This window comes from Actinoalloteichus spitiensis RMV-1378, from assembly GCF_000239155.1.
GTDB classification, from domain to species: domain Bacteria; phylum Actinomycetota; class Actinomycetes; order Mycobacteriales; family Pseudonocardiaceae; genus Actinoalloteichus_B; species Actinoalloteichus_B spitiensis.
This window is the reverse complement of sequence record NZ_AGVX02000083.1, coordinates 1-22,600: the sequence shown is the minus strand read 5'-3', so window position 1 is coordinate 22,600 and position 22,600 is coordinate 1. Positions and strand designations below refer to the sequence as shown.

The window sequence follows — 22,600 nt, the reverse complement described above, 5'->3', positions numbered from 1 at the left end:
CTCGCCGCCGCCACTGCCGGCGGCGGGCTGACAGCCGAGGAACGCGCCACGCTGGTGGACCGGGTGCGGAGCTACGAACGGGCGGCGACCGAGCAGGTCGAGAGGCTCCGGGTGCAGCTCTCGAGAGCGGAGGAGTTCGCCGCCACGCTGCGGACCCGGCTGGACCCGCCTTCCGCCTGAGCGGGCGGGAGCGACACCGGGCGAGGCCGGTGCCACCCGTCGGTGGCGCCCGGGGTGGGCACGGGTGGGCGGTGGTGCGTTCCCCCGGGAACCGGGGGCGGGCGGTGTTCGTCGGAACGGTGCGGCGACAACGGTTGCCGGCACCGGGTGCTCGCCGTAGCGCCTCCCGTTCCACGGTGTCGGCCCCGCTCCACCACGCGGGGGGCGGTCGACCGTCGAGGGGATACAGTCCGTAAGTGACCGCGACAACCGGTGAGCAGTCGTTGAGAGTGGAGACCGTGGAGCAGTCCCGACTGCTGGCGCTGCTGCGTGACGAGGGACCGATGTCCCGGGTCGAGCTGGGTGAACGGCTCGAACTGCCACGTGCCCGCCTGACAGCCGAGGTCAGCCGGCTGGCGGAAGCGGGCATGGTCGAGTCGGGTGGCCCCGCCGCCAGCAGGGGCGGCCGGCGGTCCACGCTCGTCCGACTGGCCTCCGACCTGCGCCTGCTCGCGGTCGACATCGGCGCCACCTCGGTGGGGGTGGCGGTGACCGGGCCCAGGTGCGACGTGCTCGCCCATGTGGTGGAGGACTGCGACGTCCGCACGGGTCCGGTGGCGGTGCTCGAACGGGTCGCAGCGCTGGCCGACGTCGTGCTCGGCAGCAACCCCGGGAGGCTGCTGGCGGCCGGGGTGGGGCTCCCCGGTCCGGTGAGCTTCCGGGAGGGGTTGCCGGTGGCACCCCCGATCATGCCGGGCTGGGACCGCTTCCCGGTTCGTGACCAGCTCGCGAGCCGGTGGCGCCGTCCGGTGGCGGTCGACAACGACGTGAACGCGATGGCGATGGGGGAGCGGCACGCGGGCGTCGCCCAGTCCCTCGACGAGCTGATCTTCGTCAAGATCGGCACGGGCATCGGGTGCGGCATCGTCCTCGGGGGCCGCGTCTACCGGGGAGTGGCCGGAACGGCCGGCGACATCGGCCACGTCCGGATCGACGAGTACGGGCCGGCCTGCGCCTGCGGGGAGGTCGGCTGCCTGGAGGCCTACTTCGGTGGTGCCGCCCTGGCCAGGGACGCGCTGACCCTGGCCAGGAGCGGCCGCTCAGTGCGGCTCGCCGAGCTCCTGGAGGAGCGGGGGAGCCTGACCGCCCAGGACGTGGGTGCCGCCGCCGGAGCCGGGGACTTCGCGGCGGTGAACCTGATCCGGGAGGGCGGCAGGCGGCTGGGGCAGGTCATCGCCTCGCTGGTCAGCTTCATCAACCCCGGCATGGTCGTCATCGGAGGCGGTGTGGCCGGTCTCGGCCACCAGCTGCTGGCCGAGGTCCGCAGTGCCGTGTACCGGCGGTCCCTGCCGTTGGCGACCGGGAACCTCCCGATCGTGCTGTCCGAGCTCGGGGACCAGGCCGCGGTGATCGGCGCGGCCTGGTCGGCCAGCGAGCGCGCCTTCGCCCTGACGCACTAGCCCACCGGCCGCGCCTCGACCAGCCGCGCCCGGGCGGCCGAACGTGCTCGGGCGCGGCTCCTGGTGAGGTCCGCAACGCCCCACGCTCCCGGCGCCGGGCCGGGTGACGGCGAACCGGTTCGGGGGCGCGGTGCGCCCCTCCCTGGCTCGGGTGACGGGGCGCCCTGCGCCGGGCGACCGCCGCCGGTAGCCCACATCCTGGTGGCATGCCTGGTGAGAACAAGACCCTGGTCTGGCCGGTGCTGGCCTACGAGGACGCGCCCGCCGGTATCCGGTTCCTGGTGAACGCGTTCGGTTTCCAGGAGAACGTCGTCTACCCGGGCGAGACCCCCGACGTGGTCGTGCACGCCGAGTTGCTGTGGCCGGAGGGCGGCGGGGTGATGCTCGGTTCGGCCAGTGCCGGGGAGGGGCATGCGATCCGGCCGGGTGGTGCCGCCGTGTACCTGGTGACCGACACGCCGGACGAGTTGTTCGACCAGGCCGTGGCGGGGGGCGCCGAGGTCGTGCTGGCTCCGGAGGACAAGGACTACGGGGCGCGGGGGTTCACCGTGCGTGATCCCGAGGGCAATGAATGGAGCTTCGGCACCTACGCGGGCGGCTGATCACGTCGATGGTGTCGAGCCCCGGCGGCGCGAGCTCGACCGCCGTCGGGGCGGCTGCCCGGCCCGGGTGCGCGGAGCCCCGGACCACCAGGGGTGCGGACCAGCGGGGACGCCAGGGGGACGCTCCGCCGGCCCCGCGTCCGTGCGGGGCGGGGCCGAGGGGTCGGCCGTGCCGGGGCAGGTGGCGGTGGGTTGGCCCAACCGGTGACGACAGGGTGCTGGTCCGCCGGTGTCGGTGCGCCACCGGTTCCCGCCGCCCTGCGGGGGCGGGCCGGTCCCCCGGCACCCCGAGGCCGGCCGGTCCGGAGCTGGCGCCCCGGGGCTTCGCCCCTCCCCCTCGGGAGCGCGGCCGAGGCCGACTCCGGACGTGACGAGCCATCGCCGCTCGCCCGGTCCGCGGTGCGCCAGCTCCCCCGCCCCGTGGTCCCGGCGGTTTCCCCAGGTCGGAGCGCGGGTGGACCGGCTGGGTGACCCGAGCGGGGCGCTGGGTTCCGCCCCGGGCGCGAGCGCGGTAGCGGATCTTGTCGAAACGCTTAAACTGAGCATACTTTTGCGCGCAAAATGGCAAAGTAGCGGCCGAAATCTGGGCCGAACGAGTGAAAACCTGGGATCTTGATCGCCCGAAGGGGTTGACCAGTGATGTGTACCACCTTACTTTGATGAACCACCCAACGAAGTGAGGTTGCTGTGCGGAACGGTCACGTGCCGCCGGCCGATCAGGCCGGCCTGCGCCGAGCGAACCTCGCGTTGGTCGTGCGGACCCTGCGTGAACACGGCCAGCAGTCCCGGGCGCAGCTGTCCGCCCTCAGCGGGCTGAGCAAGGCGACCGTCTCCAACCTCGTGAGCGAACTCGAGTCCCGCCGCCTGGTGCGGGCGGCAGGGTTGACCGCCGGCCGGCAGGGACGCCCTGGGCAGCTGGTGGAGCTGTCGCCGGGGTCGGTGTGCGGCATCGGCCTCGAGATCAACCTCGAGTACCTGCGAGCCACGGTGCTCGACCTCGCGGGAACGGTCATCACCGAGCAGCTGGTGCCCCTCCGGGTGGTGGAACTCGGCCCGCAACGGTGCCTGGACCAGCTCGCTGAACTCGCCAGGTCGATGCTCGCCACGGTCGCCGCCGTCGGCGCGTGGCCCGCCGGCATCACCGTCGCCGTCCCCGGGCTGGTGGACACCCAGGCCGGCGTGGTGCGGTTCGCCCCGAACCTCCGCTGGCGGCAGATCGCCCTCGTCGACGGGCTCGCCGCCCGCGTCGACTTCCCGCTCGAACGGTGCGCGGTGGACAACGACGCCAACCTCGCCGCCCTCGCCGAGCACACCAGTGGTGCCGCCAGTGGCACCGCCGACCTGCTCTGCATCGTCGGCAGCAGCGGAGTGGGGGCGGGCCTCCTCGCGGCGGGGGTGCCCGTGCGCGGCGCGTCCGGCTTCGCCGGGGAGGTCGGCCACCTCTCGCTCGACCCGCTCGGCCCGTCCTGCCCCTGCGGAAACCGGGGCTGCTGGGAGCGGCAGATCGACCTGGGCACGCTCCTCGAGGTGATGTCCAGCCCGGACGACCCGGTGCGGGATCCCAGCCTCGCGGTGTCCGACCGGTTGCGCATCATCCGGGGCCGCGCCGAGGCCGGTGACCGCCGCACCCTCGACGCCCTCCAGCAGGTCGGGGACGCCCTGGGGGTCGGCCTCGCCCTGCTGATCAACGTCCTCAACCCCGCGGCCGTCGTGCTCGGCGGCTACTTCGCGGAGCTGTACGAGTGGCTGGTCGAGCACGCCCGCATCCAGATCGCCTCCCGGGTCCTCTCCCCCGAGGCCGCCCGAGCGGCGATCCTGCCGTCCACCCTCGGGTTCACCGCCGCCATCCGAGGCGGGGCGCAGCACGCGATGCGGACGGTGATGGACAACCCCACCCTCGCCCCGGTGGTGGCGAGCGAACCGACGGAGGCACCGGCATGAGCCGAACCGACGGGCCCACGGGGCCGCGCGCCACCGGCCAGGAGGAGACCGGCGAGGTGCTGCTGCGCATGGAGGGGATCGTCAAGGTGTTCCCCGGGGTGCGGGCGTTGGACGGAGTGGACCTGGAGGTGCGGCGCGGCGAGGTGCACTGCCTGCTCGGCCAGAACGGAGCGGGGAAGTCCACCCTCATCAAGGTCCTCGCCGGCGCGCACCAACCCGACGAGGGGGTCATCACCTGGCGGGGGACCGAGGCCAGGCTGCCGTCACCGGTCGCCGCCCTCCGGCTCGGCGTGGCCACCATGTACCAGGAGCTGGACCTGGTCCCCGACCTGTCGGTGGCCGACAACATCTTCCTCGGCCACTGGCGGTCCCGCTGGGGGTTCACCCGCGCCCGCACGGCGGCGGCGGAGGCCACCCGGTTGCTCACCCGCCTCGGTCACCCCGAGATCCGCCCGCACCGCGAGGTCGGCAGCCTGTCCGCCGCCGGGCAGCAACTGGTGTCGATGGCCAGGGCACTGGCCCACGACGCGGGGCTCATCGTCATGGACGAGCCGACGGCGGCGCTCGCCGCCGACGAGACGGAGAACCTGTTCCGGGTCGTGGAGGACCTCACCGCGTCCGGAGTGGCCGTCGTCTACATCTCGCACCGCATGGAGGAGCTCCGGCGCATCGGTGACCGCATCACCGTGATCAAGGACGGGCGCACCGTCGCCAGGAACCTCGACGCGAGGACGACGCCGACCTCGGAGCTGGTGTCCCTGATGACGGGTCGTCGGGTCGACGCGGCCTTCCCCCGGCGGGAGGAGCACACCGCCGACGACTCGGTGGAGGCGCTTCGGGTGGAGGGGCTCACCCGCCGGGGCGAGTTCAGGGACATCGACTTCACCCTGCACGCCGGCGAGGTCCTCGGCATCGCGGGGCTCGTGGGCGCGGGGCGCAGCGAGATCCTGGAGACGGTCTTCGGGGCGAGGAAACCCGACAGCGGCCGGGTCCTGGTGCACGGTCAGCCGCTCCGGCCGGGCAGCGTCCCGGCAGCCGTGCGCGCCGGTATCGGACTGGCGCCCGAGGAGCGGAAGAGCCAGGCACTCCTGCTCGACCTCCCCGTCGCCCACAACGTGACCCTGGCCAGTCTCCCGGAGTACAGCCGCTTCGGGTTCTCCCAGCGCGCCAGGGAGATCGACGACGCCACGGAGAAGCTGCGGGAGCTGGACCTGCGACCGGCGGACCCCCGGCGCCTCATCCGAACGCTCTCCGGTGGCAACCAGCAGAAGGCCGTGGTGGCCCGTTGGTTGGTGCACGGCTGCCGCATCCTCCTGCTCGACGAACCGACCAGGGGAGTCGACGTGGGTGCCCGCAGCGAGCTGTACCGGCTGATCCGCGAGCTCGCCGCCGGCGGCGTCGCGGTCGTCGTGGTCTCCAGCGAGGTCCCGGAGGTGCTCGGCCTGGCTGATCGGGTGCTGGTGCTGCGGGATGGCGACATCGTCCACGAGGCGCCCGCCGACGAGCTGACCGAGGCCGACGTGCTTGATCTGGTGATGGAAGGGAGTGCGGCGTGACCGACGACAAGCCGGGCTCGGTGCTCGGCGCCGGCAGCGCCGAGGGCGGGTCCCCGAACGAGACTGCGGGCTCTCCGAGCTCCGCCGGTGGAACCGGCGGAGACGGGCGGTCCGCACCGCAGCCCACCGCCCCCGCCGCCACGAAGGGCGGTGGGCTGCGTCTGGACGTCCGGCTCACGGGACTGTTCGCGGTGCTGGTCCTGTTGTGCGTCGTCGGGTACCTGACCCGGCCGGACGCGTTCCTCACCGAGGGGAACCTGTCCACGATCCTCCGGCTCGCCGCCGCCATCGGCGTGGTCAGCGTGGGCATGACCTTCGTCATCACCACCGCCGGGATCGACCTCTCGGTGGGATCGATGGTCGCGCTCGCCAGCGTGTGGATGACGACGGTGGCCACCCAGTCCTACGGGGTGGGGGTGATGGTGCTCTGCGCCCTCCTGGTGGGACTGGGCGCCGGCCTGGTCAACGGGCTGCTGATCGCCTACGGCAGGGTCGTGCCCTTCATCGCCACCCTCGCGATGATGGTGGCGGCCCGGGGCCTGGCCGAACGCATCAGCGGCCGGCAGACGCAGGTGATCAGGGAGACCGCGTTCCTGGACTTCTTCCGGGGCAGCTTCCTGGGGATCCCGGTCCTGGTCTGGATGTTCCTGCTGGTCTTCGCGGCCGGCTGGGTCCTGCTGAACCGCACCACCTTCGGCCGGCGCACCTTCGCCGTCGGGGGGAACCCCGAGGCCGCCCGCCTCGCCGGCATCAACGTGAAGCGGCACGTGGCCATGGTCTACGGGCTCGCCGGCCTGTGCTGCGGCATCGCCGCCATCATGGTCGCCGCCAGGACGACCTCGGGCGCGTCCACCAACGGCCTCTACTACGAGCTCGACGCCATCGCGGCCGTCGTGATCGGCGGCACCCTGTTGACCGGTGGCCGGGGCAGCCTCCTCGGCACCCTCATCGGCGTGCTGATCTTCACGGTGCTCAGCAACATCTTCACGCTGAACAACCTGGAGACCGACATCCAGAACATCGCCAAGGGCGTGATCATCGTGGTGGCCGTGCTGTTGCAGTACCGCACCATGAACCACCCCCGAACGACCTAGCACCGCGATTCGTCGCCGGGGCGGTCACCGCCGCCCGTCCCGGCGAGGTCCGCCGGCGACGAACGCCGGCGGGCCCGTGAGCCGTCGGCGGCCAACACACCCCAGGTCCGCCGCCGCCCAGTCCGGCGGTCCACGTCTCGTGCTCGGGAGTCCTCGATGTCAAGACAGCCACTCTTCGCCCGCCGCCGCTTCCTGCTCGGTGGCACCGCCCTCGGCGCGGGGGTCGTCCTGTCCGCCTGCACCTCCAACGACGTCGCCCAGGAGGCGCCGCAGAACGTCAACGTCGGCGCCGGCGACAACGCCGAACCCGGGCCCGAGGTCACGATCGGTTTCTCCGCGCCGGCGGCGGACCACGGGTGGATGGCGGCCATGACCGCCTACGCGAGGTCGCAGGCCGAGGCGTTCGAGGACGTCACCTTCACCGCCACCGAGGGCACCAACGACTCCAGCCAGCAGATCGCGCAGATCGAGACCCTCATCAACGACGGCGTCGACGTCCTCGTCATCCTGCCGCACGACGGAGCGCAGCTCACCTCGGTCGGCCAGCAGGCGATGGACGCCGGCATCCCCGTGGTGAACGTGGACCGGGTCTTCGACAGCCCGCTGGCCTACCGCTGCTGGATCGGCGGCGACAACTACCGGATGGGCGTCAACGCCGGTGACTACATCGCCGAGCAGATGCGGGAGCAGGGCAAGGACGACCCGGTGATCGCCGAGGTCGCGGGTATCGACTCCCTGCCGCTGACCCAGGAACGCAGCCAGGGGTTCGCCGACGCGCTCGCCCGGCACGGCTTCGAGGTCTCGCACCGGGTGGCCGCCGAGTTCACGGTGGAGAGCGGGGAGCGGCAGACCTCCAACCTGCTCCAGTCCGCCAGCTCGCTCGACGCGCTGTGGAACCACGACGACGACCAGGGCATCGGTGTGCTCGCCGCCATCGAGAACGCCGGGCGCGACGAGTTCATCATGGTCGGCGGTGCGGGCTCACTGGACATGATGGACCGGATCGAGTCGGGCGAGAGCGTCGTCAAGGCCACGGTCCTCTACAGCCCGTCGATGTGCGCCTCGGCGATCTCGCTGGCCCGCCTCCTCGGACAGGCCAAGGGCCTCGGGGACATGGCCGAGCACGAGATCCCGGCGTCCATCACCACCTACTCGGCAGTGGTCACCAGCGACAACGTCGCGGAGTACCGGGACGTGGGCTTCGCGTCCTGACCGGGGCGGTCCGCGCGCGGGCGCGGCTCCGTCCCGGACGGCACCAGCCGGCCACCACCGGCGGAGGCCAGCACGGTAGTCCTCCCGGCCACGCCGAGATCGTGAGGACATCGAGAAGGTGAGGGATCACAGCATGGCAGCCAGCGAGACGATCGGCGTCGGGATGGCGGGGTACTCCTTCATGGGTGCCGTCCACTCCCAGGCCTGGCGCACCGTCCACCGGTTCTTCGACGTGCCGGTAGTACCGGAACTCGTGGCACTCGCGGGCCGTGATCAGGCCAGGACCGAGGCCGCCGCCGCCCGGATGGGGTGGTCGGCCGTGGAGACCGACTGGCGGCGGTTGGTCGAGCGGGACGACATCGGCCTGGTCGACATCTGCACGCCGGGGGACACCCACGCCGAGATCGCGATCGCCGCGCTGGACGCCGGCAAACACGTCCTCTGCGAGAAACCACTGGCCAACACCGTGGACGAGGCGGAGGCGATGGTGGCCGCGGCGGAGCGGGCCTCGGCCTCCGGGGTCCGTTCCATGGTCGCCTTCAACTACCGGCGGGTACCGGCCCTCGCGTTGGCGCGCGAGCTGGTCGCGAACGGCCGCCTCGGCACCGTGCGGCACGTGCGCGCCGTCTACCTCCAGGACTGGCTCACCGACGAGAACTCCCCGCTGACCTGGCGCCTCGACCGCACCAAGGCCGGAGCGGGCGCGCTCGGCGACATCGGCTCGCACATCATCGACGCGAGCCAGTACGTCACGGGGCAGACGATCACCGGTGTCTCGGCCATCACCGAGACCTTCGTCCGCCGCCGGCCGGTGGCCACCTCCTCGGCGGGGCTGTCCGCCTCGGCCGGCACCGAGTACGGGGACGTCACCGTCGACGACGCGGCCCTCTTCCTCGCGCGCTTCACGGGCGGCGCCGTCGCCACCTTCGAGGCGACCCGGTTCGCGGCGGGCCGGAAGAACGCGATGCGACTGGAGGTGAACGGGTCGCGCGGCAGCCTCGCGTTCGACTTCGAGTCGATGAACGAACTGTGGCTGCACGAGGAGGACATCGACGCGGCCGAAGGCGGCTTCCGCCGGATCCTCGTCACCGAGGCCACCCATCCCTACCTCGGCGCCTGGTGGCCGCCCGGGCACGGACTCGGCTACGAGCACACCTTCACCCACGAGGCCGCGGACTTCCTCACGGCGGTGGGCACGGGGACCGAGCCGGAGCCGAGCTTCGCCGAGGGCCTGCGGGTGCAGCGGGTGCTGCGGGCGGTGGAGGAGAGCGCCGCCGCCGACTCCCGCTGGACCGCGGTGCCGTAGTCGACCACGAGACCAGCCGGCCGAGCAGGTCGGCGAGAACGCTTCCGCCCGGCTCCGCGAGGGAGCCGGGCCGGAGACCAGGAGCCCCGGCGGCTCCACGGAACACCTGCCCCGGCCGCCACCGGGAGGGTGGGTTCACACCGCGACGGGGAAGCGCAACAAGGAGGTTGTCACTCAACGTCGAGTAGTCCCCGGCTCGTCGAGAACGCGCAGTTGTTCGGGCGACGAACCTTGGTGAGAACAGGAGAAACATACCAGTGCGACGATCATTACGGGGGCGCGGCGGGAGTTCCGCGACCACCGGGCACAGAACCAGATTCGGGGGCACGGCGGCCCGTGCCGGCATCCTGTCGCTGGCGCTGCTGACCGCGCTGGGTGGCAGCGCGATGGCCGCGGCCCCGGTCGCGGTGGCAGCCGACCAGCCGGCCGAGGCGGGCTCGGCCGCGAACACGTTCCAGCCCAAACCCCCCATCGGTTTCCCGGTCTTCGACGAGGACGAGCACGACCACCCGGGCGACGACCACGAGCACGACGACCACTTCCACGCGTTGGTCTTCTCCAAGACCGCCGGGTTCCGGCACGACTCCATCGAGGCCGGCGTCGCCGCCATCGAGGAGCTCGGCGCGGAACACGGCTTCCACGTGGACCACACCGAGGACGCGGCCGACTTCACCGAGGAGAACCTGGGGCACTACGACGTCGTCGTCTGGCTCTCCACCACCGGTGACGTCCTCAACGACGAGCAGCAGGCCGCCTTCGAGAGCTACATCCAGGGCGGCGGCGGCTACGCGGGCGTGCACGCCGCGTCGGACACCGAGTACGACTGGCCGTGGTACGGCGAGCTGGTGGGCGCCTACTTCGACTCCCACCCGCACATCCAGGAGGCGACGACGGTCGTCACCGACCACGTCCACCCCTCCACCGCCCACCTCGACGAGGAGTGGGTGCGGACCGACGAGTGGTACAACTTCCAGGAGAACCCGCGTGGCGACGTGCACGTCCTGGCGGCCCTCGACGAGGACAGCTACGACGCCGGCAGCGGTGCGATGGGCCACGACCACCCGATCGCCTGGTGCCAGGAGTTCGACGGCGGCCGTTCCTGGTACACCGGCGGTGGCCACACCATCGAGTCGTTCTCCGAGCCCGCGTTCCTGGAACACCTGCTCGGTGGCCTGCGCACGGCCGCCGGGGTCGTCGACGCCGACTGCAAGGCGACCGTCGACTCCTCCTTCGACCAGGTGACCCTGGCCAAGGGCGCGGACCAGGCCGGTGAGCCGATGGCGCTGACCGTGCTGCCGGACCGCAGCGTGCTGCACACGGCCCGCGACGGCCGGGTGTTCCACACCACGGCGGACGGCCTGAACCAGCTGGCTGGTCGCATTCCCGTCTACGACCACGACGAGGACGGCCTCCAGGGCATCGCCGTGGACCCGGACTTCGAGGACAACCGCTGGGTCTACCTCTACTACTCCCCGGAACTGGACACCCCGCCGGGTGAGGCGCCGGAGAACGGCACCGCGGAGGACTTCGCCCCGTTCATCGGGCACAACACGCTCTCCCGTTTCAAGCTCACCGAGGACAACACCCTCGACCTGGACAGCGAGCAGGAGATCCTGCATGTCGAGGCTGACCGGGGCATCTGCTGCCACGCCGGCGGTGAGATCGACTTCGACTCCGAGGGCAACCTCTACCTGTCCACCGGGGACGACACCAACCCCTTCGCCTCCAGCAACTACACGCCCATCGACATCCGCCCCGACCGCAACCCGGCCTTCGACGCGCAGCGTTCCTCGGCCAACACCAACGACCTGCGGGGCAAGCTGCTGCGGATCACCGTCCAGGAGGACGGCAGCTACACCATCCCGGAGGGCAACCTCTTCGAACCGGGGACGGACAAGACCCGGCCGGAGATCTACGCCATGGGCTTCCGGAACCCGTTCCGGTTCGCCATCGACCGGGAGACCGACTGGATCTACCTGGGTGACTACGGTCCCGACGCGGGCTCGGCTGACCCGAACCGGGGGCCGGAGGGCCTGGTCGAGTTCAACCTGATCAAGGAGCCGGGCAACTACGGGTGGCCCTACTGCCACGGCGACAACCAGGCCTACAACGAGTACGACTTCGCCACCGGCGAGTCCGGGCCGAAGTTCGACTGCGACAACCCGGTCAACAACAGCCCGAACAACACGGGCCTGACCGAGCTGCCGCCGTCGGTGCCGGCCTGGATCGAGTACAGCGGCGGCTCGCTGCCGGCCTTCGGCTCGGGCAGTGAGTCCCCGATGGGGGGGCCGACCTACCGGTACGACCCCGAGCTGGAGTCCGACACCAAGTTCCCCGAGTACTACGACGGCAAGAACTTCGCCTACGAGTGGGGACGTGGCTGGATCAAGGAACTCCACCACGACGCCGAGGGCAACCTGCTCAAGATCAACCCGTTCTTCGACTCGATGGACCTCGTCCAGCCGATGAACATCGAGTTCGGACCGGACGGTTCGCTGTACGTGCTCGACTACGGCAGCGAGTGGTTCGGCGGTTCGGACGACTCGGCGCTCTACCGGATCGACTACACCGGTGGCGAGCGGACCCCGGTGGCCAACATCAGCGCCAGCGTCACCTCGGGCCACGCGCCGCTGACCGTCGAGTTCGACTCGGCCGGCTCGGTCGACCCGGCCGGCGGCGAGCTGGCCTTCGAGTGGGAGTTCGGTGACGGCGCGACCGCCACCGGCGCCACGGCGGAGCACACCTACACGGAGGAGGGCGTCTACACCGCCCGGCTGCGCGCCACCAACGACGACGAGCGGGTCGGCACCGCGGCGGTCTCCATCTCGGTGGGCAACACCGCCCCCGTGGTGGAACTGCACGCCCCGGTGCACGGCGGTGTCTTCGCCTTCGGTGAGCGGGTGCCCTTCGAGGTGACGGTCACCGACCCCGAGGACGGCGAGATCGACTGCTCCAGGGTCGTCGTCGAGTACATCCTCGGGCACGACAGCCACGGTCACCCGCTGACCCGGGTCAACGGCTGCAGCGGGCTCATCGAGACCCCCGGCGAGGGTGGGCACGGCGACGACGCGAACGTCTTCGGCATCATCAACGCCAGCTACACCGACAACGGTGCCGGTGACCTGCCCCCGCTGACGGGGTCCGACGAGGTCGTCCTCCAGCTGAAGAACAAGCAGGCCGAGTTCTTCACCGACAGCGAGGGCGTCACGGTGCTCAGCAAGGAGGGCGCCGGCGGCGGCCGGGTCGTGGGCGACATCCACGACGGCGACTGGATCTCCGTCGACCCGGTGAACCTGCACCAGGTCGACCAGATCGGTTTCCGGATCGCCTCCGGTGGCATCGGCGGCACCATCGAGGTGCGGGTCGGTGCGCCCGACGGTGAGGTGATCAGCAGCGTCGACGTGCCCAACACCGGAGGCTGGGAGAACTTCGAGACCGTCGGCCCGGTCGACATCACCGACCCTGGCGGCACGAACGCGTTGTACTTCGTGTTCACCGGGGACGGTCCGGAGGCGCTCTTCGACGTCGACATCATCCACTTCCACGGCGACGGCGTCGCCGACCCCGGTGCTGGTCAACCGGGCTGCGAGCCCGCCGAGCCGGAGGAGGGCTACCGCATGCTCTTCGACGGCACCGAGGACAGCCTCGGCGGCTGGAAGCAGGCCGGCCCCGGCGAGTTCGTGCTCCAGGAGGACTGCACCATCCTGTCCACCGGGGGCATGGGCCTGTACTGGTTCGAGGAGGAGTTCGGGGCCTACAGCCTCAAGCTCGACTGGATGATGCCGGGCGACGACAACTCCGGTGTCTTCGTCGGCTTCCCCGACCCGGGTGACGACCCGTGGTTCGCCGTCAACCACGGTTACGAGATCCAGATCGACCCGACCGACGAGCCGGACCGCACCACCGGTGCCATCTACGGCTTCCAGGGCGCCGACCTGGAGGCCCGCGACGAGGCGCTCAACCCCGAGGGGGAGTGGAACAGCTACGAGATCGTGGTCCAGGGGCAGACCATCAAGGTCTACCTCAACGACGTGCTGATCAACGACTTCACCAGCACCCACCCGGACCGCGACCTCACCAGCGGCCACATCGGCCTGCAGAACCACGGTGACGACGACGACGTCTACTTCCGGAACGTCCAGATCCGGGAGATCGTCGACACCGAGGCGCCGACCACCACCCTGAGCACCGACCCGGCCGAGGCCGACGGGGCCGAGGGCTGGTTCGTCACCTCGCCCGAGATCACCCTCGAGGCCAGCGACGAGGGCAGCGGCGTCGCCACCACCGAGTACCGGATCGGTGACGGCGACTGGACCGAGTACACCGAGCCGTTCGCACTGCCCGGTGACGGGGTCCACACCGTGGAGTACCGGTCGACTGACGTGGCCGGCAACATGGAGGACCCGGGCGCCACCGAGATCCGGGTCGACACCACGGCCCCGCTGACCACGGCCGACTTCGCCGACCCGAACGAGGCCGGCTGGCACGACGCGGACGTCGTGGTCGAGCTCGCCGCCGAGGACGGGACGTCCGGGGTGGCCAGGGTGGAGTGGACCCTCGACGGGGAGAACTGGACGGAGTACACCGAAGCCGTCCAGGTCAGCGGCGACGGCGAGCACACCCTGCGGTACCGGGCCGTGGACGTCGCCGGGAACGTCGAGGCGGACAAGGCCGCGACGATCATGATCGACGCGACCGCGCCGACGCTGCTGGTGTCCGGAGTGGCCAACGGCGTCGTCTACGGCAACGCCACCGACCTGGTGCTGTCCTGGCACGCCGAGGACGAGACCTCCGGGATCGACTCGGTGAGCGGCACGCTCAACGGGGAGGCGGTGCTGTCCGGCCGGGTGCTTCCGCTCTACCAGCTGGCCCTGGGCACCCACACGTTGTCGGTCAGCGCGACCGACAACGCCGGTAACACCGCCGAGCAGTCGCTGGTGTTCGCCACCACCACCTCGCTGCGGGACGTCGGTCAGCTCGTCGACAGGTTCCGGCTCACCAACCGGCTGTCGCTGAGCGGGCACGCCGCCCTGGCGGGCCAGCTGACCGCCGCCAGGATCGCCGAGGCGACCGGGGACGAGCTCGGGGCGATCAACGAGCTGCGCGAGTTCGTCGCGTTGGCCGGGGACGCCGAGCTGGTCCGCGACGCCGAGGTGCGCTCGGTGCTGGTGCGGGACGCGGAGGCGATCATCGCCTCCATCGAAGGGGTGGCCGTGCTCGACATGGCCGTCAACGCGGTCGACCGCGACTGACGACCGGCGGTCACCCGCCGTGGTGGCTCATATCCGCCAGCGGATGTGAGCCACCGCACACCCTGCTGTTGGTCGGTGGCGCGGTGCGGTCTCCTCGAACGAGGTCACCAGCGCCGCGCCGCCCCAGCGGACTCGACGGGACGCTCGGCGAGCCGCGTGCGCCGCAAGGAAGGGGTTCGACGATGAACACCACTGGAAGACCGGGGCGTACCGGGTTGTGGCTGATCGGAGCCAGGGGCTCGGTGGCCACCACCGCCGTCAGCGGTCTCGTCGCGCTACGGCACGGCCTGGTCGAGGCCACCGGGTGCGTGACCGAACTGCCCGCGTTCTCCGCGTGCCCCCTGCCCGCCTGGGACGAGGTGGTCGTCGGTGGGCACGACATCGTGAGCACGTGCCTGCCCAAGAAGGCCGAACTGCTCGCCGACGCCGGGCTGCTGCCCCACCGGTTGCTGCCCTCGATCCAGCCCGGCCTGACCGCCGTCGACGCCGAGATCCGGGTCGGGTACGACCCCGCCTCCCACCGGGGAGCGCAGGCCGACGCCGCGCGGCGTCTCGCCGACGACCTCCGGGACTTCGCCGACCGCCACGCGCTCGAGCGGGTCGTCGTGGTCAACGTGTCCTCCACCGAGGCCCCCGTCACGCTCCTGCCCGAACACCGGGACCCCGCCGCGTTGGCCGCCGCGCTGTCCGACCCCGAGCGGGCGCCCCTGCCACCGAGCTCGCTCTCCGCCTACGCGGCGCTCCTCGCCGGTTGCCCCTACGTCGACTTCACCCCGTCCACCGGCATGCGGCTCCCGGCGCTACGGGAGCTGGCGGCGGAGCGCGCACTGCCCTACGCCGGGTCGGACGGCAAGACGGGGGAGACGCTCCTCCGGACGGCGCTCGCGCCCATGTTCACCACCAGGGCACTGCGGGTGCGGTCCTGGGCTGGCACGAACCTGCTCGGCGGGGGGGACGGCGCGACCCTCGCCGACCCCAGGTCCGCGGCCAGCAAGCTGGAGTCCAAGTCCGGGGTGCTGTCCTCCCTGCTCGGCGAGGACGTGACGGCCCCGCTGCACATCGACAACGTGCCGGACCTCGGTGACGTCAAGACCGCCTGGGACCACGTGTCCTTCGAGGGGTTCCTCGGCGCGCGGATGACCATGCAGGTCACGTGGACCGGCTACGACTCCGCGCTGGCCGCTCCGCTCGTGCTGGACCTGACCCGGCTGACCGCCGCCGCGCACGCGGCCGGCCACAGCGGACCGTTGGGCGCGCTGGCCTTCTTCTTCAAGGACCCGGACGGCAACCCCGAGCACGGGCTCGGCGAGCAGTACCGACAACTGCTGAGCTGGGCGAACGATCTCGCGTTCCCGGCGGCGGGGGAGGGGGAGGCCCGATGAGCCCCGCTCCCCGCGACCACCCCACACCCCCCGGGCCCTCGCCCACGGCCCATGCCGCCGACGGGACCGCCGGGGGAGACGCCGCGCCGAGCACCGACGCCGGCGGACGTGGGCGGACGACCAGCATCCCCGCCGAGGGGCCGGCCGGTCCGACCGCACCCGGCTCCGACCCGCGCGGCCGGCCCGGGGACGCCGAGGCCGACCGGGTCGGCGGGGCGGTCCACCCAGCGCGGAAGCCGGTCCACACCGGATCCTCGGAGGACGGCGCGGTGACGCGCCTGCGGACTCTCGCCGAACTCGTCCGCCTGCCCGCCGCGCTCTCGGTCCTCGGTGACACCGCCGTCGGCGCCGCGGCCTCGGGGCGCCCACTGACCGGCCGGCGGCTCGGCCTTCCCCTGTCCTCCGCGGCCCTCTACCTCGCCGGGATGGCGCTGAACGACTGGGCCGACCGCGACCTCGACGCCGTCGAACGACCCGAACGTCCGATCCCCTCCGGCCGGATCAGCCCCGGCGCGGCGCTGGGAGTCGCCACCACCCTCACCGGCGCCGGTCTCGCCCTCGCGGCCCTGGGCGGTGGCCGTGACTCCCTCCGGGTCGCCGTGCCGCTGGCCGCCGCCGTGTGGACCTACGACACGGTGCTCAAGAACACTCCGGCCGCGCCACTGGGGATGGCGGTCTGCCGTGGGCTGGACGTGCTGCTCGGCGCCGGGTCCCGCTCCGCCCGGGCCGCGGCACCGGGCGCGTGGGCGATGGCCGCCCACACCGCCGGTGTCACCACCCTCGCCCAGGGCGAGGTGCACGGCACCAGCCGCGTCGCCGCCGGTTTCGCCCTCACCACCACCGCCGCGTCCGCCGCGCTCGCCGTGCTCGGCCCGGCCCGCGGTGGGTGGCACCGCGCCGGCGCGGTCCTCGCCGCCGGCGGCTACGCCCGCACCGTGGGCGCCGCGCAACTCACCGCCGCCAGGGACACCTCGGCCGCGAACGCCAGGGCCGCCACCGGAGTCGGGATCAGGGGCATGATCCCCCTGCAGGCGGCCCTGGTGGCCAGGAAGGGCTCGCTGGCCGTCGCCTCGGCCCTGGTCGGACTGGTGCCCCTCGGACGGCGACTGGCCAGGCGGGTGAGCCAGACATGACCGGCGTGCGGACCCCTGGTGCCGGCGGCGCCGCCTTCACCCTCGGGTACGGCACCAACGGCTTCGCCAACCACCGGCTCGGCGACGCGCTCCGGGTCATCGCCGACCTCGGCTACGAGGCGGTGGCGCTCACCCTCGACCACCAGCACCTGGACCCCTTCGCCCCGGACCTCGGCGCCCGGGTCGACCGCGTCGCGGCCACCCTCGCCGACCTCGGCCTCCGGGTCGTCGTGGAGACGGGCGCCCGGTACCTGCTCGACCCGTGGCGCAAACACCACCCGACCCTCGTGTCCGCCGACGCCGCGCCCCGGGTCGACTTCCTCAGGCGCGCGTTGCGCGTCGCCGAGGGCCTGGGCGCGGACTGCGTCTCCTGCTGGTCGGGCGTCGCCGAACCCGGCACCGGGGAACCGCAACCGCCAGGTGCCGGCGAACCAGCCGGGCCGGGCGCCGCCGCACCGGGAGACCTCGCCTGGCGGCGCCTGCGCGACAACCTCCGGCCCGTCCTCGTCGAGGCGGAACGCCGCTCCACCCCCCTCGCCCTGGAACCGGAGCCCGGACACCGGGTGTGGAACCTGGACCAGGCGCTCGCCCTGCGCACCGGACTCGGCGAACCGGAGTGGCTGCGGATCACCCTCGACGTCGGACACTGCGTCGCCGTCGAGCCGGACAGCGCGGCCGACTGCGTCCGCCGGGCCGGACCGCTGCTGGCGAACGTGCAACTCGACGACATGCTGCCCGGGGTCCACGAACACCTGGAGTTCGGCGAGGGACGGCTGGACCTTCCCGCCACCCTGGCCGCGCTCACCGAGATCGGGTACGCGGGCATCGCCGCCGTCGAGCTGCCCCGCCACTCCCACGGCGCCCCGGACACCGCGCGCCGCGCACTGGCGGCTCTCACGGCGGCGCTCCCCACCAGCACCGGGCCGTCCGCACGGGACCGGCGCGAGCCCAACGACGGGAGGTCGACATGACCGGGCAGGACCACGCGGAAACCTGGCTGACCGAGGCCGTCCGCCGCGTCACCGGCAGCCCAACGGCCGTCCGCTCCCTCTTCCCCGCCGTCGGCCGGGAGGTCGGGCGCGCGGCGCTGCGACCGGAGGAGGACCCGGGTGGTCTGGTGCACGGCACGGTGGACGACCAGGCCAGGGTCCTGATCGTCTCGGCGTTGGTCTCCAGCCTGGCCGACGAGCCGGAGGCGCTCGCCAGGGAGCTGCGGGAGCTGTACCGCTACGGCGACGACGCCGAGAAGCGGGGCCTGCTGCGGGGCCTCGTGGCGGTCGCGGACCGGGCCCCGGACCCCGCCGACCCGGTCATCGCGGCCGGTCTGCTCGCCGTGCGGGACGCGCTGCGCGCCAACGACGTGCGGCTGGTCGCCGCGGCGATGGGGCCGTTCGCCTCGGCCCACCTCGACGACCACTCCTGGCGGCACGGGGTGCTGAAGTGCCTGTTCGTGGAGGTGCCGCTCGCCGCCGTCGCCGAGCTCCCCAGACGTACCGACGCCGAGCTGCTGCGGATGGTCGCCGACTACGCCGCCGAACGACGCGCAGCGGGCCGGGTGGTCCCCGCCGACGCCGAGGCGCTGCTGGCCACCGGCGGGGGCCGGCCCCCGGCTGGCCCCCGCCCGGGGGAGGACACCGGAGCAGGAGGGCGACCGCCGGAGCGGGCCCGACCGACCGACGCCGCCGACCCCGGAGAGGAAGCCTGACCGATGCGCATCTTCGACCCGCACATCCACATGACCTCCCGTACCACCGACGACTACGAGGCGATGTACGCGGCCGGGGTCCGGGCCCTGGTGGAGCCCGCGTTCTGGCTGGGACAGCCGCGCACCAACGTCGGTTCCTTCACCGACTACTTCGACGGGCTGATCGGCTGGGAACGGTTCCGGGCGGCCCAGTTCGGCATCCGCCACCACTGCACCATCGCGCTCAACCCCAAGGAGGCCAACGACCCGAGGTGCGTCGAGGTGCTCGACGTCCTGCCCCGCTACCTCGCCAAGGACGGTGTCGTCGCCGTCGGTGAGGTCGGCTACGACTCGATGACGCCGGAGGAGGACCGGGTCCTGGCCCACCAGCTGGAGCTGGCCAGGGAACACCGGTTGCCCGTGATGGTGCACACCCCGCACCGGGACAAGCTCGCCGGTACCCGCCGCACCCTCGACGTGGTCCGGGAGTCGGGTCTCGACCCCGAGATGGTCGTGGTCGACCACCTCAACGAGGTCACGGTGGAGCTGGTGGCCGACTCGGGGTGCTGGATGGGTTTCTCCATCTACCCGGACACGAAGATGGACGAGCACCGCATGGTCGAGATCCTCCGCCGGTACGGCCCCGACCGGAAGCTCGTGAACTCCGCGGCCGACTGGGGCCGGTCCGACCCCCTCAAGACGGCGAGGACGGGCGAGGCGATGCGCGCGGCGGGCTTCGCCGAGGGCCTGGTGTCCACCGTGCTCTGGGACAACCCGGTGGCCTTCTACGGGCAGAGCGGCCGCCTCGTGCTCGACCCCCTCCCCGGTTTCACCGGCGACTCCGCGACGTTCTCCGGGAACTCCGTCCTGCGCGGGGCCCGAGCCGACGCGGCCAGCGCCCCGGCCGGAGGGGGCGCGGTCTGAGGATGGTGTTGTCCTACTGCACCAACGTGCACCCCGCCGAGGACCTGCCGGGAATCCTCGCCCAACTGGACCGGTACGCCGGACCGGTGCGCGACCGACTGGGGCAGGACCGGCTCGGCGTCGGGCTGTGGCTGGCCGCGGAGGTGGCCGGCCACCTCGCCGCCGACCCGGCCCGCCTGACCCGGCTGCGGGCCGAGCTCGACGCCCGGGGCCTCGACGTGGTCACCCTCAACGCCTTCCCCTACGGGGGTTTCCACGACGCGGTCGTCAAGCACCAGGTCTTCGCACCGCCGTGGACCGACCCCCGCCGTCTGCGGTACACCCTGGACTGCGCCCGGGTGCTCGCCGCCCTGGTGCCCGCCGACGCCGGCCACGGCAGCATCTCCACCCTCCCCCTCGGCTGGCGGGAACCGTGGTCCGAGCAGGACGACGCCGTGGCCACCGCCGCCTTCGTCGAACTCACGACCCGGCTGCGGGAGTTGGCCGGTGAGGCACCCCCGATCAGGATCGCGGTCGAACCGGAACCCGGTTCCCGCCTCGACGCCGTGTCCGACGCGGTGCGCTGGCTCGCCGGCCGGGTTGACCCCGCCCACGTCGGCCTGTGCCTGGACACCTGCCACCTCGCCGTGTCCTGGGCGGAGCCCGCCGCGGCGGTCCGCGCGATCGGGGCGGCCGGGCTCGACGTCGTCAAGGTCCAGGTCTCGGCCGCCCTGGAGGTCCCGAACCCGGCCGCCCCCGGGACGAGGAGCGCGTTGGCCGCCTTCGCGGAACCCCGCTACCTGCACCAGGTCCGGGAGCGCACCGGCGACGGCCGGGTGCTCCGCGTCGACGACCTGCCCGCCGCGTTCACCGAGCTGCCGGCCGAAGGGCCGTGGCGGGTGCACTTCCACGTGCCGCTGCACGCCACCCCGGCGCCGCCGCTCGCCTCGACCACCCCCGTGCTGCTGGCCGCGACCGCCGCGCTCGACGAGCTCCCCCAGTCGCACCCTCCCCACCTCGAGGTGGAGACCTACACCTGGGGCGTGCTGCCGTCCACCGCGCTCGGGGGCGGCCGACCGGATCGTCCGACCGGGGTGTCGTCGAGCGGTCACGACCTGGTGGAGGGCATCGCCGCCGAGCTCGACTGGGCACGGGACAACCTGATCCGCGCCCCGCACCGCGCACCACGCCGGACACCGCCGTCCGGAGAACCCAAGGAGGCCGCCTGGTGAAGCCGCTCATCGTCCTCAACGTGGTGGGACTGACCCCACGGCTGCTGGAGCACATGCCCGGGCTGTCCAGACTGGCCAGGCGCGGCTGGCAGGCGGAACTGGGGACGGTGTTGCCCGCCGTCACGTGCAGCGCGCAGAGCACCTTCCTCACCGGGCTGATGCCCGCCGAGCACGGGGTGGTCGGGAACGGCTGGTACTTCCGGGACCTCGGCGAGGTGCACCTGTGGCGGCAGCACAACCGCCTGGTGCACGGGGAGAAGGTCTGGGAGACCGCGCGGCGACTGCGCTCCGGCTACCGCACCGCGAACATCTGCTGGTGGTACGCGATGGGCGCCACCACCGACCTGCTGGTCACCCCGAGGCCCGTCTACCACGCCGACGGCAGGAAGTCCCCGGACTGCTACACCCGGCCGCCCTCGCTGCACGACGAGCTGTCCTCGGACCTCGGGGACTTCCCGCTGTTCCACTACTGGGGGCCCACGGCCTCCATCGACTCCAGCCGCTGGATCGTCGGCGCCGCCCGCCGGGTCCTGGCCCGGCACGCCCCGGACCTGATGACCGTCTACGTCCCGCACCTGGACTACGACCTGCAACGGTTCGGCCCCGACTCCTCGGAGGCCGTCATCGCCGCGGGCGCGGTGGACGACGTGCTCGCCCCGCTGCTGCGCGACGCCGAGGAAGCCGAGGCGACCGTGCTCGTGCTCAGCGAGTACGGCATCACCTCCGTCCGCCGGCCGGTGGACGTCAACCGGGCGCTGCGCCGCGAGGGCCTGCTGGAGGTCTACCGGCAGGCCGGCATGGAGTACCTCGACCCGTGGGCGTCCCGCGCCTTCGCCGTCGCCGACCACCAGGTGGCCCACGTCTACGTCGCCGATCCGGCGGACCAGCCCAGGGTGCGCCGCCTGCTGTCCGAGCTGCCGGGCGTGGACGAGGTCCTGGACCGGGAGGAACAGGCGCGGTACGGGATCGACCACCCGAGGGCGGGGGAACTCGTCGTGGTCGCCGAACCCGACTCCTGGTTCACCTACTACTACTGGTTGAACGACGACCGGGCACCGGACTTCGCCAGGGGGGTCGACATCCACCGCAAGCCAGGTTACGACCCGGCCGAGCTCTTCCTGGACCCGAAGGATCCGCTGGTGAAGGCGAAGGCGGCGGGCAACCTGATCAGGAAGAAGGTCGGCCTGCGCTACGCGATGAACGTGGTGCCCCTCGACCCGTCCCCGGTCAGCGGTTCGCACGGCCGCCTCCCGGACAGCCCGCTCGACGGACCCGTCCTGCTCTGCTCCGGTGGGCCGGCACCGGAGGCGGCGGAGCGGGGCGCCCGGGTCGCCGCCACCGACGTCCGGGACGTGATGCTGCGCCTCCAGGGCCTCGACGGCGGGCCGAAGACGCGGTGGCCGCTCGGCTCGGTTCCCGGTCTCAACGCGGATTGATCCCGATTGGCAGGTGATTTCGGCGGGCCAGGAGCGGCAGACTCGACGGCGTCGGATCTACACGGTGTCTCAGCGAGCACGACGGCTGATCACACGACGGAGGATTACTGATGCGCGCGACGTCCCGCAGCCTGCTGGCGGTTCCGCTCCTGTTCCTGCTGATCGCACTCGGCGCCGCCCCGGCCGCGCTGGCGGACCCACTGCCCTCGGCGACGGGCACCGCCGGTCCCGCCCTGTTGGCGGCTGGG

Annotated in this window: 13 protein-coding genes and 2 pseudogenes; all 15 read left to right on the top strand. The window is 72.5% G+C overall.

Annotated features, from left to right (window positions below):
- A pseudogene (locus ACTIDRAF_RS27145) lies at positions 1-180 on the top strand (hypothetical protein); the annotation flags it as partial.
- Between the two features lie 323 nt (positions 181-503).
- Positions 504-1,619 (top strand): ROK family protein, encoded by a 1,116-nt coding sequence (locus ACTIDRAF_RS0204065; RefSeq protein WP_083886084.1) that lies wholly within the window; start codon positions 504-506, stop codon positions 1,617-1,619.
- A 206-nt stretch (positions 1,620-1,825) separates the two neighbouring features.
- Entirely contained in the window at positions 1,826-2,221 is a 396-nt protein-coding gene (locus ACTIDRAF_RS0204060) for a VOC family protein (RefSeq protein WP_016697433.1), read from the top strand.
- Positions 2,222-2,923: 702 nt separating this feature from the next.
- The gene (locus ACTIDRAF_RS0204055) at positions 2,924-4,162 is read left to right on the top strand and encodes an ROK family transcriptional regulator (RefSeq protein WP_245533435.1); all 1,239 of its coding nucleotides are present in this window, start codon (positions 2,924-2,926) and stop codon (positions 4,160-4,162) included.
- Between the two features lie 68 nt (positions 4,163-4,230).
- Complete coding sequence (locus ACTIDRAF_RS0204050) at positions 4,231-5,718, top strand: sugar ABC transporter ATP-binding protein (protein ID WP_026065762.1); 1,488 nt, start codon at positions 4,231-4,233, stop codon at positions 5,716-5,718.
- 155 nt (positions 5,719-5,873) lie between these two features.
- Positions 5,874-6,812 carry an ABC transporter permease gene (locus ACTIDRAF_RS0204045; protein WP_052168697.1) on the top strand — a complete coding sequence of 313 codons (939 nt, stop codon included), beginning with the start codon at positions 5,874-5,876 and terminating at the stop codon, positions 6,810-6,812.
- A gap of 156 nt (positions 6,813-6,968) precedes the next feature.
- The gene (locus tag ACTIDRAF_RS0204040; RefSeq protein ID WP_016697429.1) at positions 6,969-8,024 is read left to right on the top strand and encodes a substrate-binding domain-containing protein; all 1,056 of its coding nucleotides are present in this window, start codon (positions 6,969-6,971) and stop codon (positions 8,022-8,024) included.
- A gap of 133 nt (positions 8,025-8,157) precedes the next feature.
- A complete protein-coding gene (locus ACTIDRAF_RS0204035; protein ID WP_016697428.1) occupies positions 8,158-9,330 on the top strand; it encodes a Gfo/Idh/MocA family protein in 1,173 nt (390 codons plus the stop codon).
- Positions 9,331-9,716: 386 nt separating this feature from the next.
- On the top strand, positions 9,717-14,582 hold the full coding sequence (locus ACTIDRAF_RS0204030; RefSeq protein ID WP_016697427.1) for a ThuA domain-containing protein: 4,866 nt from the start codon (positions 9,717-9,719) through the stop codon (positions 14,580-14,582).
- A 182-nt stretch (positions 14,583-14,764) separates the two neighbouring features.
- Entirely contained in the window at positions 14,765-15,964 is a 1,200-nt protein-coding gene (locus ACTIDRAF_RS0204025; protein ID WP_052168696.1) for an inositol-3-phosphate synthase, read from the top strand.
- Positions 15,965-16,242: 278 nt separating this feature from the next.
- Positions 16,243-17,097 (top strand): SCO3242 family prenyltransferase, encoded by an 855-nt coding sequence (locus ACTIDRAF_RS0204020; RefSeq protein ID WP_026065760.1) that lies wholly within the window; start codon positions 16,243-16,245, stop codon positions 17,095-17,097.
- A pseudogene (locus tag ACTIDRAF_RS27140) lies at positions 17,094-18,682 on the top strand (EboA domain-containing protein); the annotation flags it as partial. The gene ACTIDRAF_RS0204020 and the pseudogene ACTIDRAF_RS27140, both read left to right, overlap by 4 nt.
- A 123-nt stretch (positions 18,683-18,805) precedes the next feature.
- Complete coding sequence (locus ACTIDRAF_RS0204010) at positions 18,806-19,705, top strand: TatD family hydrolase (protein WP_016697424.1); 900 nt, start codon at positions 18,806-18,808, stop codon at positions 19,703-19,705.
- Positions 19,706-19,710: 5 nt separating this feature from the next.
- Positions 19,711-20,916 (top strand): metabolite traffic protein EboE, encoded by a 1,206-nt coding sequence (eboE, locus tag ACTIDRAF_RS0204005; RefSeq protein WP_083886083.1) that lies wholly within the window; start codon positions 19,711-19,713, stop codon positions 20,914-20,916.
- Positions 20,913-22,352 carry an alkaline phosphatase family protein gene (locus ACTIDRAF_RS0204000; protein ID WP_016697422.1) on the top strand — a complete coding sequence of 480 codons (1,440 nt, stop codon included), beginning with the start codon at positions 20,913-20,915 and terminating at the stop codon, positions 22,350-22,352. The genes eboE and ACTIDRAF_RS0204000 overlap by 4 nt, the downstream gene beginning before the upstream one ends.
- The last annotated feature ends 248 nt before the right edge of the window (positions 22,353-22,600 follow it).

Coding starts and splice junctions, on each gene's coding strand:
- ACTIDRAF_RS0204065 (WP_083886084.1), top strand. CDS start 504: ATGTCCCGGGTCGAGCTGGGTGAACGGCTCGAACTGCCACGTGCCCGC.
- ACTIDRAF_RS0204060 (WP_016697433.1), top strand. CDS start 1,826: ATGCCTGGTGAGAACAAGACCCTGGTCTGGCCGGTGCTGGCCTACGAG.
- ACTIDRAF_RS0204050 (WP_026065762.1), top strand. CDS start 4,231: ATGGAGGGGATCGTCAAGGTGTTCCCCGGGGTGCGGGCGTTGGACGGA.
- ACTIDRAF_RS0204040 (WP_016697429.1), top strand. CDS start 6,969: ATGTCAAGACAGCCACTCTTCGCCCGCCGCCGCTTCCTGCTCGGTGGC.
- ACTIDRAF_RS0204035 (WP_016697428.1), top strand. CDS start 8,158: ATGGCAGCCAGCGAGACGATCGGCGTCGGGATGGCGGGGTACTCCTTC.
- ACTIDRAF_RS0204030 (WP_016697427.1), top strand. CDS start 9,717: ATGGCCGCGGCCCCGGTCGCGGTGGCAGCCGACCAGCCGGCCGAGGCG.
- ACTIDRAF_RS0204025 (WP_052168696.1), top strand. CDS start 14,765: ATGAACACCACTGGAAGACCGGGGCGTACCGGGTTGTGGCTGATCGGA.
- ACTIDRAF_RS0204010 (WP_016697424.1), top strand. CDS start 18,806: ATGCGCATCTTCGACCCGCACATCCACATGACCTCCCGTACCACCGAC.